Here is a 16,656-nt window from a genome sequence, read left to right on the forward strand (position 1 = left end):
TTGACAATGATTGGATGATAATAGATACTGAGTATATATACTCAGTATCTATTATTCGATTATGAGGAGGAATTAACTTGCTTCAGGCTAATCAACTAATCAAACGATATGAATCGGATGGAGCAATCCAAACGGTGCTTCATGGGTTAGACTTACATATCAAACAAGGGGAGTTTGTAGCCATCATGGGCGCCAGCGGATCAGGCAAGAGCACGTTGTTGCAGCTGCTTGGGGGGCTTGATAAGCCAACTCATGGAGACGTTTTTTTGGAAGCTGTAAATTTGGGAAGCATGAGCGAGCGGGAGCGTACTTTGATCCGTAGACGGAAGATGGGGTTCGTATTTCAAAATTATCAGCTTCTGCCTACACTTACTGTAGAAGAAAACGTAGCTTTCCCGTTATATTCTGACGGAAGGTCTAGGACGGAGACGATAAGTCGTGTTCATGAACTGCTTGAACAAGTTGGTCTGAAGGAGCAGATGAGGTCTTTTCCATCAAAGCTAAGCGGAGGACAGCAGCAGAGGGTGGCAATTGCACGAGCGCTATCACTGAAGCCGGGGCTAATTTTGGCCGATGAGCCTACAGGAAATCTAGATCGAAAACGCGGGCAAGAAATTTTGCAGCTGCTAGCTAGACTTCATCGAGAGGAGGGGCTCACGGTTGTGATGGTCACGCATGATATTTATGCAGCGGGCTTCGCAGATCGCATCATTACGATGCAGGATGGCCGTATTACTCAAGAGGTAGGAAAGGTGGCAAAGAGCAATGATCAACGCTTGGAAAATTTCGTGGCGAAGTTTAACACGTAAGAAGCTGCGCACACTGTTTACCTTTCTTGCAATTACTTTCGGCGTAGCCGCTATTTTGTCAGTGATGAGCACTGTGGAGACAACGGAAAAAACGGTCGCTACTTTTATAAATTCCTTTAATGCCAAAGCACATATGCAAATTAAAAGTGTAGATACGACATTTTCGTATCCATTTGCGAAACAGATAGAGGAAACCGAGGGAGTACTCCATACAGTAGCACATTTGTCTCAGCCCGCAAGGCTTCATTTAGATTCCTTGTCTGCCCAGCCGGATACTGCTAAGCCAAATACAAAAGTAGTGCTGCATGGATACGATCGGTTTGATAGCGGCATCTTGGATTGGCAAGTAGAGGAGGGAAACCTTCAAAACCAAGGATTAATTATTACGACTAATATCGCTGAAAAATGGAATGTATCCATAGGGCAAACGATCGCTTTTCAAGTAGGCGATAAACGACAAGAAATAGCCATTACCGCCATAGTACATAAAAATGATGAGTTGCCTTCTCCATCCAATTGGGATTCGACGCGTGTAAGCAGGTGGCATGTGGCGGTTCCTCTGACCTTGCTTCAGAGCTGGGCGGTTATGTCTAACGATGTGCGTGACGTTCAGCTTCGCGTTGAAGACGGCCAAGGTACAATTGTTGCCGCTAAGCTGGAACAGCTGCTGAAGCCTTATGATGATGTTTATTTAGATCCAATCATGTTAAATGACAATGAATTGTTGTACGGTTTAGATGATATTTTCACCGGCTTGTATATGCTTGGTGCTTTGGGAATGTTGATGAGCGCAATGATTTTGTTTAGTACGCTATATGTGAGTGTAGTGGAACGACGTCGTGAATTTGCTATCATGAAGACGATAGGCTGCACATCAGAGCAAGTTGCTGCTATCGTACTGCGCGAGGTATTGTTGCTCGCAGTGCTGGGAACGGCTGCTGGTATTGCAGTTGGGGTAGGTCTCGCTTACGGACTGACGGATTTGTTTATGAAGATGCTTGATGATGCCGAGCAACAAGTTGTATCCATATCGTGGAGGGCTGTAGCTTTGGCGACGGCTGCTGGATTGATTGGGTCACTGCTGGCAGCAGCAATCCCACTTTATCAAGCTTCAAAGGTACGAGTATCTTCTGGGCTTAGCCACTCGGTCGTTCATACACGTGGGAGACGCCAGTATGTAGTCGCTGCGATTGGAACGGCACTTATTGGAGTGGGGTTGTGGCTAACATATTCATGGCGAGTGTTCCCTCTTTTTGCTGGCTTGCTTCTCGTATTCCCGATGATGATGCGTTCGATTCAATTTATTGTTTTTCCAATGATAAGGAAGCTGTTCGGATTTGAAGGAATGATTGCATCTACTGGTGTTACGAGGCAATTGCGCCGAATGTCTATAGCCTCTGCAATTTTATGTATCGGTCTTTCATTTTTATTCGTGATGGGTTTCCTGCGCGACTCGTTGGAGAGGAGTATCGAGCAGTCGGCTCGATTTATGGTTGGTGGAGATATTGTCCTAAACACGACGATTCCGCTTACAGAAAGGGACCTTCAGAAAGTGCGGGAAACGGATGGCATTAATGGTGTTTCTGCAATAAGAGAGACCAGTGCAATGTGGAGAGGTGAGCTCGCTGTGAGGAAAATGAGCTTAATCGGTGTTAAGGAGCAGTCGAATGAGTCTATACCGATGTTTACTTCGAAGGAACAACCGTTAAAGGACATTATTGCGCTTTTGCAGGAACCTAGTACGATAGCGCTCGGGCATGCTATATATTTAGCATGGGGCGGTCAGGTTGGCGAGCATATAGTGCTGGACACCTCCACGGGGAGACAAACGCTTCGGGTAGTTGCAATCGTAAATTCAATACGAGAAAGTGGCAATATTGCTTTTGTATCGGATGAACAAATGGAAAAACAATTTGCTATTACAGATCGTGTGAGTATGTCCATACTGCTTGCGCCTGGCGTGTCACAGGAAACGATGAAGAGGCAGCTGGTGGGGCAGTTTGGCGAGAGGCTTTCCGGCATGCGGTTCGTAGATGAATATTTAGATAATCGCAAAACAGATATGATTGTTCCATTTACGATGATGAATATTTTGATTGCTTTAATTGTACTCGTCTCAGGAGTAGGTATTTTGAATACGCTGTTAATGAATGTATTTGAGCGGACGAGGGAGTTTGGCACGATGCGAGCAGTAGCGAGTACCCCTTGGCAAGTACGTAAAATGGTTGTTTGCGAAGGCGTTATTATAGGTGTCTGCTCGATTGTAACAGCTGTTGTGTTGGGACTTGCGCTCTCTTATGCGATGTCAGTCCATCAAATAGTTGCTGGATTTTCCTTGCCTTTTTTTATTCCGTGGAAGTGGATGGCGCTTTCAGCTGGATTTGGATTGTTTATATCGCTCCTTTCTTCTTGGTTACCTGCCGTACTCGCCTCTCGCATCCCACTCAATGAGGCGCTGCGTTATGAATAATAAACAAATGTATACATTACTATATTTTGAAAACCGGAGGGGCTAATGTCAATCAAACATGCGATACTTGGATTTTTATATCAGAAACCTCGACATGGCTATGAAATAAAAACCGAATTTGAACAAATGGTGCATAAGCAATGGCCCCTTAACACGGGGCAAATCTATACAACGATGGACAGGCTTGTTCGCGACTTGTTGGCAGAGCCGCTAGAAGGTGAGGATCAAGATCGGAAGCCGTACAAAATTACGGTCAAAGGGAAAAAGGAACTGCTCGATTGGCTGCTCCAGCCTGTCGAGCGTTCCTTATTCAAAGATGAATTTTATTTCAAGTTGCTGTGTGCAAAGCAAATAGATTTCGAGCAATGGCAAGCGATGATTGATGGCCAAAAACGGCTGCTGCTCATGTCCGTATTAGAAATGACTGCCTTGAAAAATGAGCTGGATATGGAGCGGGATGCTGCAATGATATTATTGCTCGAGGGCAGCCTATTGCATCTGGAAGCGGATATTAAATGGCTTGAGCTGGCCGAATCTATGCCTAGTTCAAGCTGAGCTTTTAATATTCCTCTACAGCAGCCCCTTCAATATCATGAATGGAAAACCACTCTCCATCAACCATAAAGCGGCCTTTGAGCTGATCGACGCGGTCTACGACTCCGCTGACGATCAGCTCTTCTTGCGGATGGAATAGACGAAGTGTGATAAATTGCCGCTGCTGGAGCGAGTCTGTCATGGAACGAGCGACATTGTCCCATTCCTGCTCGTCAAGCTCTACACGCTCTCGCTGCCTAGTAGCTTTCTCGTATTCATTAATCGCTGCTTTGTGCTCGGGAAGCATCATGCGGCTTGACTCCCAGAGTCCGTTTCCTTCAAGTTTTTTTCTCATTTGTAATGTCCTCCAATTTTATTCGCGCGATCCATAGCCTGACCTACAGCAGTTTTTGAGACCGCACGTAATATACTTGAGTCGCCATATTTCTGTTTGATGGCATCCGTTGCACGCTCTAGTGCCATCCATTTCTCCTGATCAGGGTTGAACAGCGATAGCTGATATTCGTCATCGGGGTTGAATTGAGAGAGGCTTACGCCTACCTTGCGGACAGGTAGTCCGTCCCAATGCTGTTGCAGCAGTTGCAGGGTAAATTTGTATACTTGATTTGTTACGTTGGTAGAATCGTCCATCTTCATCTGGCGACTGAAGCCACTGGGACGATCATAGTCGGCACCCATACAAGCGACCGACACGACATGCCCCATGTATCCTTTGCTTCGACAGCGCTGGCAGACAAGCTCTGTCAGCTCCAATAGCACAATCTTGATTTCTTCAAGTTTGCCGTAGTCTCGCGGAAGGGTCATCATATGACCTATCGTTTGCGGAGCGGTTCCATGGGTACCGGGTGTGACGGGACTATCGTCAACACCATTGGCGATACGCCAGTATAGCTCCGCATTAATATCAGAGTTGCGTCCGAGCTTGCGACGCATCATTGTTTTGAGTTTCTCCAGTGGAGTAGTAGCAAGCTGGCCAATCGTTTCGAATCCCATAGCATTAAAGTGTCTTGTCATACGGCTGCCTACCATAAACATTTTTGCGATGGGAAGGGTCCATAAGGTTTCGCTAATATTGTGTTGAGATAATACATAAACGCCAGAGTCATTTTTTTTTGCATAGTTGTCACATGCTGTTTTGGCGAGTACTTTACTCGGACCGATACCAAATCTCGTATGGATGCCTGTCTCCGCTAATACTCGTCGCTGAATTAGAGCTGCAAGTTCTTCCGCAGTTCCGTACAAATGAAGCGAGCCGGTTACGTCAAGAAACTGCTCATCGATGGAATAAGGTTCAACTAAATCAGTAAAGGATTTATAAATCTTGGTAATCATAAGAGAAATATCGATGTACAGCTGCATACGAGGTTGCATAATAACTAAATCAGGACACTTCGAGAGCGAGTCGCCGAGTCGCTCTGCTGTCGTTACACCGAACGACTTTGCGATGGGACAAGCCGCCAATATGATGCCCGACCTGCGTTTCGGATCGCCTGCGACGACAAGCGGGCGGTCCTGAAGTTCCGGTCGCTCCGCTTTTTCTACGGAGGCATAGAATGATCGACAGTCGGCTAACATGATCACTTTGTCATCTCCCATGGCAACGTATCCCCTTTCTTTTAAATACGAATATACGTTCTCTTTATTGTATGCTTTATTATATACAGAACATACGATCGTGTTCCACCTTTTTTGAGTGGGTATTATTTACAACAAAAAAGAGGCGTCAATTCCGCCCCTTGGGTGAACATATTGTACTCTTCGTCACTCAACATGCTAAATGAGACCAAGACCTTTAAAAAACTTCTCGTTATAAAGAATGCTTGGATGGCTCGGGTTATAGTGCTTCGCAATGTGGTGATGCTCAATGGCTTTGTCTTTATTCCCAATACGATCGTAGCAGACGGTTAGCTGTAGATGGGGAAGCCAGGTCCAGCATGCACTGTTAGTTGCACTCATCAGATCTTTTGGTTTCTCTAGAAGTGTCGCAATGGTAAACCAATAGATCGCTTGAGAAAATCGCTTTTGTTCGATAAATGCGCTTCCCAGTTCGCAGCAAAATTCGGCGCGCGGCGTATCATAACTTAGCGTACGGAGTAGAGAGGCGATCTGGCTGCTCTTCTGATCCAAACGACCGTAACAATCAGCCTGCTTCATACATGCTGCAATATCATCCTCGACCCAGCCAAGCCCAGACTGTAGAAACTTCTCATACCAGTCGATAGCCTCTTGCAACCTAGCGTGATCCCGCAGCTCATTAGCAAAATAATATTGATCGCGAGGTGAGAACACTTCACCCGCTTCATGCCGCTTTAAATAAATTTGCAGATTACGATCAGTGTAGAGGCGCTCCTTTTTGTGGGTAACAGCAATGTCGCTATGATGGATGTTACCATATACGGCCAAATATTCGTGGACGGGGCCTACCCAGCGAAAGTTGCAAGCACGGCGGACAAGACGGTTTCTACGCAGGCTGTAGAGCGGATTTCCATCTTGATCGACACTCAGAACATAATTCATTGAAACACTGTCGTAAGGGAAATCCTCCTGTTTCTTAAGTTCCTTCAATCGGAGGAGATCTGCTTCTTCGATAACATCATCTGCATCAAGCCACAAAATATAAGATTGTGTGGCCTGTTCGAAGGCATAGTTGCGGGCAGCGCCAAAATCGTCGATCCATTTAAAATCATAAATAACGGCATCGAATGACGATGCAATCTCTTTAGTACGATCTGTTGAACCCGTATCGACAATAATAATTTCATCGACTGCTTCCTTCACGGAAGCTAGGCAGCGCCCCAGGCTTTCCTCTTCATCGCGAACAATCATACATAAACTGATAGTAACCAATCGGCCTCATCCCTTCATTTCTGTTCGTCAGTATCCATTCTATTAACGTGTATACAAGATGGTGCCATACATATTTCCAACCATAATGCGCCAAAATAGAGGCAACATGGAAATAGAAGGTGTGCTATGAGTCAACCGAAGAAACAGAAATTAACATCGCTCAGCCCGTCGCTTCAGGCAAATACGCATGCCATACATACTAAATTTGGGGGGAGCTGTGATCTTGTAATTCGTTCATTCCGCAGCGACGCTGCTCCAAAGCGTAAACTGGCATTATTATACATCGATGGTCTCGTCAACGCGGATCTCATTAACAACAGCGTGCTTGCTCCTCTAATGTCACTTCAGCTGCCATCGTATATGGAGGGGAAAGGCGATCTGCTGATGGAATCGCTTCGTTCATGTGTCGTTGCAGTGGGTGCAGTAAGGGATGTTGTTTCACTAGAAGAGGCTATGCAGTGTATGACAGATGGGTTATGCCTCATTTTGGCGGAAGGAAGCACGGTTGGTTTGATGGCCGATGTCAATGGAGGCAACCAAAGAGCGGTCAGTATCCCGCAGACACAGACGGTCATTCGTGGTCCGCAGCATGGTCTAGTAGAGGATATCCATACTAATATTAGTCTCGTAAGACGCATCATTCGTTCACCAGAGTTGCATGTTCAGATGCATAAAATTGGTAAACAATCACATTCCAATGTAGCGGTTATGTACTTGCATGGCATTGCTGATGAAGGGATAGTAAAAGAGGTGTATCGAAGGCTAGCGGCTATCGATATTGACGCTATTTTGGAAAGTGGCTACATCGAGGAATTTATTCAAGACGAAACATTTACGATGTTTCCTACGCTTTTGAATACGGAACGCCCGGATACGATTTCCGCATCGTTGTTAGAGGGGAAAGTAGCTGTTTTGATCGATGGAACGCCGATGGCGTTGATCGCTCCTACGACGTTTTTCAGCTTCTTCCAATCGGCCGAAGATTATTATCAACGCTACGATATTGCCTCTTTCGTCCGCATGATCCGTTATGTGGCATATGTCGTTTCCGTGCTTTTTCCAGCACTATATATCGCCGTTACTACTTATCATCAGGAAATGTTGCCTACAACACTCCTCATTAGTTTAGCCGCGCAGCGCGAAGGGGTTCCATTCCCAGGTCTTGTGGAGGCGCTTCTTATGGAGATGACCTTCGAGGTACTGCGTGAAGCGGGGCTGCGAATGCCGCGTGCGATCGGACCCGCAATATCGATAGTTGGGGCACTCGTCTTAGGGCAATCTGCGGTACAAGCAGGGATTGTCTCAGCAGGTATGGTTATCGTCGTTTCATTCACAGCGATATCGAACTTCGTTATGCCAGAGTTTAATATGGCGGCGACATCCCGAATTATTCGATTCGGATTTATGATTATGGCAGGCATGCTCGGTTTTTTTGGTATTTTTATTTCGGTGATGTTCACGCTTGTTCATCTAGCGTCACTTCGCTCCTTCGGAGTTCCTTACATGTCGCCTATGGCTCCTGGTTCGACTGGCAAAGGGTTATGGCGCGACATATTCGTTCGTATTCCTTGGTGGGCAATCGTCTTTAGATCGTTCGACTTGAATCTCCGCAACCCAAGGCGAAAGCGAAATGCAAAGAAGCCGCCAGCACAAAGGCATTCCGGTAAACCAAAATAGGAGGCGGGAATAATGAGGATAAGAGGTGTGCTGTTGTTCACGATGTTCCTGCTGCTGACTGGTTGTTGGAATAAAGTGGAGTTAAATGATATCGCCATTATTTCAGCAACGGGTGTTGATTGGAAGGATGGCAAGTGGGTACTGTCCTATCAGGTCGTTATCCCAAAGGCGATATCAAGCACAACAGGGGGAAATGCGACTGCTGCGGTTAACGTCTTTTCGACAGAGGGTGAAAACTTTCGTATTGCTATCAGTAAGGCAAGTGAAGAAAGCTCACGTCGTTTATATTTCTCGCATAATCAGATCGTCATTATTAGTCAGGAGGCTGCACGAAAGGGAATAGCACCACTACTTGAATCTTATTTGCGCAATCATGATTCTAGAGAAACAGTCAGTGTCTTTTTATCCAAAGGAAATGCTAGACGTATGCTTGAGCAGCTCATCCCACTGGAACAAATTCCAGGAGCAGCTATACAGCGAATGATTGCGAATGAGGAGGCCGGAAGCTCAGCATTCCGACAAATGACCATTCATAGTGTCCTTAAGGAATTACTTAGCAGTACAGAAGCAACTGGTATACCTGGACTCGTTTTAGCGGGTTCTGAGAGAAGCACGGATAGTATAGATAAGATGGGACATACGTCAACGCCGTCTAAGGTGCGATTGAAAGAACTGGGTCTCATTCATGGCGATAAATTGGTGGGCTGGTTGAACGATGATCAGAGCAGAGGGGTGATGTGGCTAACTAATAACGTCGATAAGACGACAGTATCTTTTTCGTGTGCTGAAAATGTACAAGGACCAGACGGATCAGCTGTTCGAATTTTGCAAACAACGACAAAGATACAGTCCGTGCCGATGAACGGTAAATGGAAGATGAACATTAAGGTAGCGGCGAAAGGTGTATTAATGGTTTACAGTTGCAGCGGCGACTTGACGAAACCAAGCGAGGTGGAGCGGGTAGAGAGAAAAATAGAGGAAGAGATCAAAGCAATTTTATTAGGCGGCTGGAAGTCTGTTCAAAAATATAAAACAGATATCGTACATTTTGGACAAACGATACATAAGCAGCATCCAAAACTCTGGAAGGAAGTAAGCGGAAGTTGGGATGAGTTATTCCCACTGACGGAGATTGACGTAACTGTCAAAGTGAAGGTCGAATCAACGGGGATGAGTGGAAGGAATTTTAGTGATGCACAGAAAAAATCAGATTCATAGCGTCTTGGGCTAGGAAAGGAGGGGGAACATGCAGCAGTTTGGCAAAAATCAGCTAGCTATTTTAATTATCGTATTTTTAATTGGGAGTACGCCGCTTTTTGAGCTTGGCATTGAGGCTAAGCAGGACGCATGGATCGCGATGGCGCTTGCAGCTATGGTCGGACTGCTGCTGACTATTGTTTATGTTGTTCTTCAGAGGCGCTCGCCAAACTCCGGCATCGCTGATTTGTACAAGATTCACTTCGGTCGTTATGTAGGCGGAGCTATCGCCTTTATTCATGCAGGATGGTTCTCATACGAATGTATGCGAAATGTGCGGGATGTGGGAGAGCTTACTACAATGGCACTGTTGAACTATACACCAAAGTGGATTATTATGTTGCTTATTCTATTCGTAGCAGCGTATACGGTGAGCAGAGGAATAGAAGTATTTGTACGAGTTGTACAACTGCTGTTTCCGCTTGTGTTAATCAGCTATATTTCAATCATCCTATTGCTTTTTTTCGGAAATCTTATAAGAGTAGAAGAACTGCTGCCTATCATGGAAAATGGTCCAGTGCCCATACTAAAAGCGGCTTTCCCCGATTTGCTGTCATTCCCATTTGGTCAAATGGTTGTGCTACTTGTGTTCTGGAGCCATGTGAAAGAGAAAGAGATGATTGGAAAAGTAACCTATATTTCACAAATAGTCGTATCGATTTTTCTAGTATTTATGAATGCCATTATTTTATGTGTATTAGGACCAGAACTCGCTGGCTTGACAGCTCTCCCGCTCCTTCATGTTGTTCAATTGATTCGACTTGCGAATTTTCTGGAGCGGCTTGATATTATCGTAACGCTTCTTCTATTTATTGGGCTGTATGTTAAAATTGCAGCATTGTACATGGCATCAGTTTTCACTGTAAACGCTGTGACAGGGGTTCCTTACCGATATTGTGTGCTTCCGATCGGAATCATCATCTATGCAGCTTCTTTTCTTGAGCCGAACAATACGTATCATATATGGATCGGACTGGATATTACATTAAAGATCGTGCCGTTCTTTCAAATCGTGCTGCCGTTGCTGATGCTCATGATTGGAGTAAGGAAGCGATACCGGGCAGCAGGTACAGCGAAGGGACAAGGGGCATAATACGATAATATGATTACTCTCCAGAGCTATGACTTTAGAGAATTTGAGGAGAGAAGCACGGTATGGCTCTTCAAGATGGTCAAGGACGTAATGAATGCCAGAAAATAATTTGTTTGACTAACGGCCCTTTAAACTATATATTAACAAGGACGAAACTTAATAGATGCACCCGGGAGCTAAGGGGACTTGGCTGAGAGGAGAACTAAACCGTTCTCGACCGTACCTGATCTGGATAATTCCAGCGGAGGAAGCGCATGTGAAAACGGCCGCTTTCTGCGACCGTTTATTTTATTTCTATGTAATGATCATCATGCATAGGCGAATAAAGTAATATCGGCGTAGGAAGAGGAGCTAAGCTTCTCTTTGAGCAAACGAAATGAATGATCGTTTTTTAATCGTTTCGAGCCCGAAGAAAGCATTAAAATAGCCGATTACACGATGTCCTCCCAATTCGGAGGACATCTTTTTTGCTTTCTAGAGGAAGTCAGGGGAGTTAAGATCGTCAATACATACACAGAATGCTGGGAGAGGAACGAACATGATGTTACGTAACAAATCGAACAAGAGCATTAAAGCACTTACATTCACTATACTAGCAATTATGCTAGTTTTGGCTGGCTGCGGGGGAAACAGTGGCGGCAATGGCAAGTCCGAGAGTAAGGTCGAAGAAGAGAAATCGACGGAAAAAGTCGAGCTGCAGAAGGTGAAGGTCGTACTGGATTGGTCACCGAATACGAACCATACAGGCTTGTATGTTGCACGGGATAAAGGTTTCTTCAAGGAACAAGGTCTTGATGTCGAAATTATCCAGCCAGGTCAAGACGGTGCGGACAAGATGGTTGCTTCTGGAGATGTGCAATTTGGCGTCAGTTATCAGGAATCAGTGACGCTCGCTCGTATCGCTGATGCGCCGCTTGTTTCTATCGCCGCTGTCATTCAGCACAATACATCCGGTTTCGCCTCACCGAAGGAGAAAGGAATAGACTCCCCCAAAAAGTTTGAAGGAAAACGTTACGGCGGCTGGGGTGCTCCTGTAGAAGAGGCTGTCATTGATTCCATTATGCGTGAGGAAGGCGCGGATGTGGGTAAAGTAGATATTATGAGCATAGGCGATAGCGACTTTTTCACAGCGGTGAAGCGCGATATCGATTTTGCATGGATCTACTATGCTTGGACTGGTGTTGAAGCGGAGCTTCGCGGTGAGGAAATCAATATGGTTTATTTGACTGATTACAGCGATAAGCTAGACTATTATACACCGGTTCTCGTTACAAATGAGGAGTTGATTCAGAACTCACCAGAGCTAGTGAAAGCTTTTACAGTTGCGTCAGCGAAGGGATATCAACATGCGATTACAAATCCAGAGGATGCGGCTAATATTTTGATTAAGGCTGAGCCAGACTTGAACGCTGATCTAGTGAAAGCTAGCCAAAAGTGGCTCAGCACACGTTATCAGGATGATGCTCCGCGTTGGGGTGAACAGAAGTTAAGCGTATGGAAAAATTACGCTAGCTGGATGTTCGAGCGAGGGCTTTTGGAATCAGAACTAGAGGCAGAGAAGGCGTTTACGAACGAATTTTTGCCAGAATAATGCCGTAAGCTACAAACAACATGAGAAGAAAAAGGAGAATAGATATGGCTAACGCACTTGTCAGTATTCAAATATTACCAACGACGCCAGGCGGAGCAAGTGTTCTGCCCTATGTAGATCGCGCTATCGAAATTATTAAAGAATCGGGAGTTCCGTATCGTGTAGCTCCGCTTGAGACGACAATGGAAGGTGAACTTGGCGCTTTGCTTGGCGTTGTACAGCAAATGAATGAAGCGATGACGGAAATGGGCTGTGCTTCTGTTATTTCACAAATAAAAATTTATTATAACCCAGAGAATGGTGCCTCGATGGGAAGATTGCTTGAGAAATATCCAGATGGGCAATAGTAAAGGTCTTTGGCCGAAACTTTGGCCCCCAGTTGTTGTTCTTGTTGTACTTATTGTTTGCTGGCAAGCGATTGTATCAATGGGCAAAGTAGATAGCTGGACAGTACCTTCGCCGCTTGCGGTAGTGAAAGAAGCGATTGAAATATGGCCGCGGCTTATGGAGCATACGGGTGCAACGTTGCAATTGACAGCGATTGGTTTTGCAGGTGGATCGGCGGCGGGCTTCGTGCTCGCCGCTTTGCTGCATCTGTTGCCGGGTGTACGGAGAGGCATTTATCCACTGCTTATTCTGACCCAAAATGTGCCTATCGTCGTTTTGGCACCTATAATGACGATGCTTTTTGGCTACGGATTATTACCGAAAGTGCTCTTGGTCATACTGGTATGTTTCTTCCCTGTAGCGATTGCAATGATGAGCGGATTATCGAGCACGGATAATGGCTTGCGTAATTATCTTCGGATGATCGGAAGCAACAAATGGCAGTTATTTTGGCGACTGGAGTTGCCTCATTCTATTATTCATCTATTCTCGGGTTTGAAAATCGCGGCATCCTACAGTGTGATGAGTGCTATTTTCGCAGAAATGCTAGCCCCTAAGCTTGGACTCGGCGGCTTTATGGTGATGTCATCTAGAAACTATATGCCGGAGCGAGCTTTTGCCGCAGTTGTTCTAGTCATTGCAATCAGCTTGATGCTGTTTGGAATGGTTACATTAGCAGAACGTCTATTTGTTCGCTGGCAACCAAAGAAGGAGGGAGGGTGAAATGATGCTGGAAGTAAAGGACGTAAGCAAAAGTTTCAGCGATAAGAAGGGCAGAAAGGATGTACTTCATCATCTTTCCCTCCAAGTAGAAGACGGGGAGTTCGTCTCTATTGTCGGACCGTCAGGCAGCGGAAAAACGACACTGTTTGGATTAATTGGAGGATTAGAGCTTCCGACCGCAGGTGAGATATGGATTGATGGACGTGAGACAACGAATAAAAGTGGTCATGTTGCATATATGCCTCAGCAGGCTTCGTTGCTTCCTTGGCGGACAGTAGCCCGTAATATTGAGCTCGCTCTGATCATTGCAGGTGTAGAAAAAAAGAAGGCGAAGGATGATGCTCTGACATGGCTGAACGAAATTGGACTAGGTGAATATGCGGACTCGTATCCACATGTTCTATCAGGCGGCATGCAACAACGCGTTTCTTTCCTTCGTGCACTATTATCGCCACAAAAGCTGATGCTGCTGGATGAGCCGTTTGGCTCGTTGGATGCTTTGACAAGGCAGCAAATGCAGAAGTGGCTGTTATCGCTTTGGGAAAAAAACCGCAGGTCGGTTCTATTAGTTACTCATAGCATTGAAGAAGCGATTTATTTGTCAGATCGCATTATCGTGTTGTCATCATCTCCTGCGATTGTAATAGATGAAATCAAAGTCCCGTTCGAGCGGCCTCGCAGAGAAGAGTTATGGATGGATGTACGCTTCAATGAGCTGAAACAACGTATTTATGGTCAGCTTCAGGAGAGCGGCAAGGAGGCGGTGTATCGTGCCTAATTCGAACGTAAATTATAGCTCAGGAGCGCTTAAGATGGCTTGCATCGATGCTCATCTTCATGTGGATATGTATGCGGAAGAGGAACGCGATGTCCTTTTGGAAGAAGCTTTCAGAAACGGTGTAGAAGCTGTTGTAGCTGTGTCCATGCATCTGACCTCCTCAAAAACAAACGATGCATTAGCGAGAAAGTATGAGGGTAGGCTTCATCCGGCGTATGGCTTCCACCCTGAGCAAGAGCTGCCCTTAGATGTTGAACTGGGGCAGCTGCTCAGCTGGATAAGGGAAAGATATGCGGAAGGACAAGCTTTTGCTATAGGTGAAGTTGGTCTTCCTTATTATAAGAGGACCGAGCTTGAAGCCGAAGGTTTTCTCTTCAACGAAAAACCTTATCTGTCCTTATTGGAAACTTTCGTTCAACTGGCAGCGGAACTAGATCGTCCTATCGTATTGCATGCCGTATATGAGGATGCGGATAAGGTTTGTGACTTACTCCAGACGTATAATATTCGGAGAGCACATTTTCATTGGTTTAAAGGAAGCGAAGCTACTCTAGAAAGAATGATTGAAGCGGGCTACTACGTATCCATTACACCGGATGTCGCCTATGAAAAAGAAATTATAGAGCTGGTCAAATATTATCCGATTCAGCTCCTTATGGTTGAGACAGATGGGCCATGGCTGTTTGAAGGTCGCTACAGCGGACAACAAACTGTTCCGTGCATGGTTAAACAAGTCATCGCGGACATCGCTTTTATTAAAGGGATAGAGATTTCTGATGCGGCAACGATACTTTTACATAATACGAAACGTTTTTACGGTATATAAAGGCCCACACTAGAAACGGTTCTTTGTCCGATATGGACGAAGGACCGTTTCCTTATGCCAAGCTGCCGCATACAACAGAGTAAGAGCATCTCAAGTTTCGATGAGGGGCGCTAGGGGAGTGAGAATATGGCGAAGCTAACGAGGGAGCAGTTTTTTGCGACAATTGCACCAGCAGCCATTTTAGTTAGTCAGGAGGGATCTTCATTATTTCCCTCTGTAAGACTTGCGCAGAGCTTGCTGGAATCTGGCGGAGTTATTCATGCTTGGAACAACTTGGGTGGAATTAAGGTAGGGAGTGGACGGACGAACGCTTATTGGCAAGGAGCAGCTGTTGTTAAAGGTACATGGGAATATATAGATGGTAGGAGTGTGACGGTCAAAGCGGCTTTCCGTGCTTATAAGAGCATCTATCATTTCTATAAGGACTTGGATTTGCTTATGAATACAGCGAGGTATGAACGGGTACGCCAAGCAGATTCACCAGAGCAGCAGGCGCAAATGCTCTATGTATGCGGCTATGCAACAGATCCCGCTTACCCGACGAAGTTAACAGCGCTGATCCGGCAATATGGGCTAAAGAAATATGATGAGATGGTAACTCCGCAAACGAAATCAAAAGGATTCGAGGCTGCTTCGATTGTACCCGTCGTGTATCAAGGACAAGTACTTGGAACGGGATATTTGTTAAATGGATCGACGTGGGTGCCAGCCAGGAAGATTGGGGAGTCGCTTGGATTGACGATTGGTTGGACAGGGAATCAAGTAACTGTTAATGGCGAGGCGCTTGAATCTATCCTTTCGGAATCGACCGGCTATGTGAAGGTTAGAGATCTGGTCACTATAAAGAACATAGCGGTCAGTTGGGACGATCGTGCCAATGTTGTTGTGCTCGAATAGCCGGATGAAAGGAGTGTAACACGTTGTATATGTATCTAGTAGACCATATACCAAAGTCTACACCTCATAATCGTCGTCCGGGATTGCTAATCGAAGATCAATGGATCACCGTTCATAATACGGCGAATCCCTCCAGCACAGCGAGGAATGAGCGTCATTGGTTGACCAGCGAACGTAATGATGTTACGGCGTCCTTCCACATCGTTATTGACGATAAGGAGGCTATTGAATGTATACCGCTTAATGAGGTGGCATGGCATGCGGGTGATGGCAGCGGTAAAGATAGTGGTAATAGAACATCGATTGGCATTGAAATTTGTGAAAGTGGCAACTATGATGTAACGCTTGATAACGCAGCACATCTCGTAGCTTCTATGCTGGTGGAAAGATCTTGGAGCGTTGCTCAGTTACGAAGGCATTACGACTGGTCAGGGAAAAATTGTCCGCGACTAATGAATGATAAGGGGGATTGGAGCGGGTGGACAGCATTTGTCGCAAGTGTAGCTGCGAAGATGGATGAAGGGGAGGTAATAGAGGTGCTGAAACCAGAGGACGCCAATACGATCATCCTTTTTCTAAGTGCTGCATATATGTCTACGAACGTTCCAGAAGCGCGCAAAGAATTCAATCGACTAGCTAATGAACTGCGCAAAGCGAGTGGTCAGCCACCTGAGCCTAATTGAATGAATTATGGGAGAGGTAATTTAGAAAATATGAGGCTTGCACCAAGGATATGATGTCCCAGG

The 16,656-nt window shown here is 45.6% G+C and carries 16 protein-coding genes; 13 read left to right on the forward strand and 3 right to left on the reverse strand.

All coding sequences use genetic code 11. The features are described 5' to 3' along the window. Positions 1-77: 77 nt before the first annotated feature. The 3 genes from MFF31_RS14795 to MFF31_RS14805 are packed head-to-tail and all read left to right on the forward strand — an operon-like array spanning position 78 to position 3,834. On the forward strand, positions 78-809 hold the full coding sequence (locus MFF31_RS14795) for an ABC transporter ATP-binding protein (protein ID WP_238188883.1): 732 nt from the start codon (positions 78-80) through the stop codon (positions 807-809). Beyond that, a complete protein-coding gene (locus MFF31_RS14800) occupies positions 766-3,279 on the forward strand; it encodes an FtsX-like permease family protein (protein WP_238188884.1) in 2,514 nt (837 codons plus the stop codon). Before MFF31_RS14795 ends, MFF31_RS14800 begins: the two co-directional genes overlap by 44 nt. Positions 3,280-3,324: 45 nt before the next feature. Further along, complete coding sequence (locus MFF31_RS14805) at positions 3,325-3,834, forward strand: PadR family transcriptional regulator (RefSeq protein WP_238188885.1); 510 nt, start codon at positions 3,325-3,327, stop codon at positions 3,832-3,834. A gap of 4 nt (positions 3,835-3,838) precedes the next feature. Here MFF31_RS14805 and MFF31_RS14810 read toward each other — a convergent pair whose 3' ends face one another. The 3 genes from MFF31_RS14810 to MFF31_RS14820 form a co-directional block, all read right to left on the reverse strand. Further along, complete coding sequence (locus tag MFF31_RS14810) at positions 3,839-4,168, reverse strand: YolD-like family protein (protein ID WP_238188886.1); 330 nt, start codon at positions 4,166-4,168, stop codon at positions 3,839-3,841. Next, positions 4,165-5,430, reverse strand: coding sequence for a DNA polymerase IV (locus MFF31_RS14815; RefSeq protein ID WP_238188887.1), 1,266 nt, complete (start codon positions 5,428-5,430; stop codon positions 4,165-4,167). Before MFF31_RS14815 ends, MFF31_RS14810 begins: the two co-directional genes overlap by 4 nt. A 177-nt stretch (positions 5,431-5,607) precedes the next feature. Continuing rightward, positions 5,608-6,681 carry a glycosyltransferase family 2 protein gene (locus tag MFF31_RS14820; protein WP_238188888.1) on the reverse strand — a complete coding sequence of 358 codons (1,074 nt, stop codon included), beginning with the start codon at positions 6,679-6,681 and terminating at the stop codon, positions 5,608-5,610. 126 nt (positions 6,682-6,807) lie between these two features. On the opposite strand from MFF31_RS14820, the gene MFF31_RS14825 reads away from it, so the two are divergent. The 10 genes from MFF31_RS14825 to MFF31_RS14870 all read left to right on the forward strand — a co-directional run bounded on the left by MFF31_RS14825 (position 6,808) and on the right by MFF31_RS14870 (position 16,593). Then, positions 6,808-8,358 (forward strand): spore germination protein, encoded by a 1,551-nt coding sequence (locus MFF31_RS14825; protein WP_238188889.1) that lies wholly within the window; start codon positions 6,808-6,810, stop codon positions 8,356-8,358. Positions 8,359-8,370: 12 nt separating this feature from the next. Then, the gene (locus tag MFF31_RS14830; RefSeq protein WP_238188890.1) at positions 8,371-9,576 is read left to right on the forward strand and encodes a Ger(x)C family spore germination protein; all 1,206 of its coding nucleotides are present in this window, start codon (positions 8,371-8,373) and stop codon (positions 9,574-9,576) included. Between the two features lie 28 nt (positions 9,577-9,604). Further along, positions 9,605-10,708 (forward strand): GerAB/ArcD/ProY family transporter, encoded by a 1,104-nt coding sequence (locus tag MFF31_RS14835; protein WP_238188891.1) that lies wholly within the window; start codon positions 9,605-9,607, stop codon positions 10,706-10,708. A 541-nt stretch (positions 10,709-11,249) separates the two neighbouring features. After that, entirely contained in the window at positions 11,250-12,299 is a 1,050-nt protein-coding gene (locus MFF31_RS14840) for an ABC transporter substrate-binding protein (RefSeq protein ID WP_375541358.1), read from the forward strand. Positions 12,300-12,343: 44 nt separating this feature from the next. Continuing rightward, positions 12,344-12,646, forward strand: a complete 303-nt coding sequence (locus MFF31_RS14845) for a thiamine-binding protein (protein WP_238188893.1) — start codon at positions 12,344-12,346, stop codon at positions 12,644-12,646. Then, positions 12,636-13,409: an ABC transporter permease gene (locus MFF31_RS14850; protein ID WP_238188894.1), complete on the forward strand. Its 774-nt coding sequence runs from the start codon at positions 12,636-12,638 to the stop codon at positions 13,407-13,409. The genes MFF31_RS14845 and MFF31_RS14850 overlap by 11 nt, the downstream gene beginning before the upstream one ends. 1 nt (position 13,410) lies before the next feature. Beyond that, the gene (locus MFF31_RS14855; protein ID WP_238188895.1) at positions 13,411-14,187 is read left to right on the forward strand and encodes an ABC transporter ATP-binding protein; all 777 of its coding nucleotides are present in this window, start codon (positions 13,411-13,413) and stop codon (positions 14,185-14,187) included. Then, complete coding sequence (locus MFF31_RS14860) at positions 14,180-15,013, forward strand: TatD family hydrolase (RefSeq protein WP_309296682.1); 834 nt, start codon at positions 14,180-14,182, stop codon at positions 15,011-15,013. The genes MFF31_RS14855 and MFF31_RS14860 overlap by 8 nt, the downstream gene beginning before the upstream one ends. 126 nt (positions 15,014-15,139) lie before the next feature. After that, entirely contained in the window at positions 15,140-15,910 is a 771-nt protein-coding gene (locus MFF31_RS14865) for a glucosaminidase domain-containing protein (RefSeq protein WP_238188896.1), read from the forward strand. 29 nt (positions 15,911-15,939) lie between these two features. Beyond that, entirely contained in the window at positions 15,940-16,593 is a 654-nt protein-coding gene (locus tag MFF31_RS14870) for a peptidoglycan recognition protein family protein (protein ID WP_238192046.1), read from the forward strand. The last annotated feature ends 63 nt before the right edge of the window (positions 16,594-16,656 follow it).

This window comes from Paenibacillus sp. L3-i20, assembly GCF_022180385.2.
Classification (GTDB): Bacteria; Bacillota; Bacilli; order Paenibacillales; family Paenibacillaceae; genus Pristimantibacillus.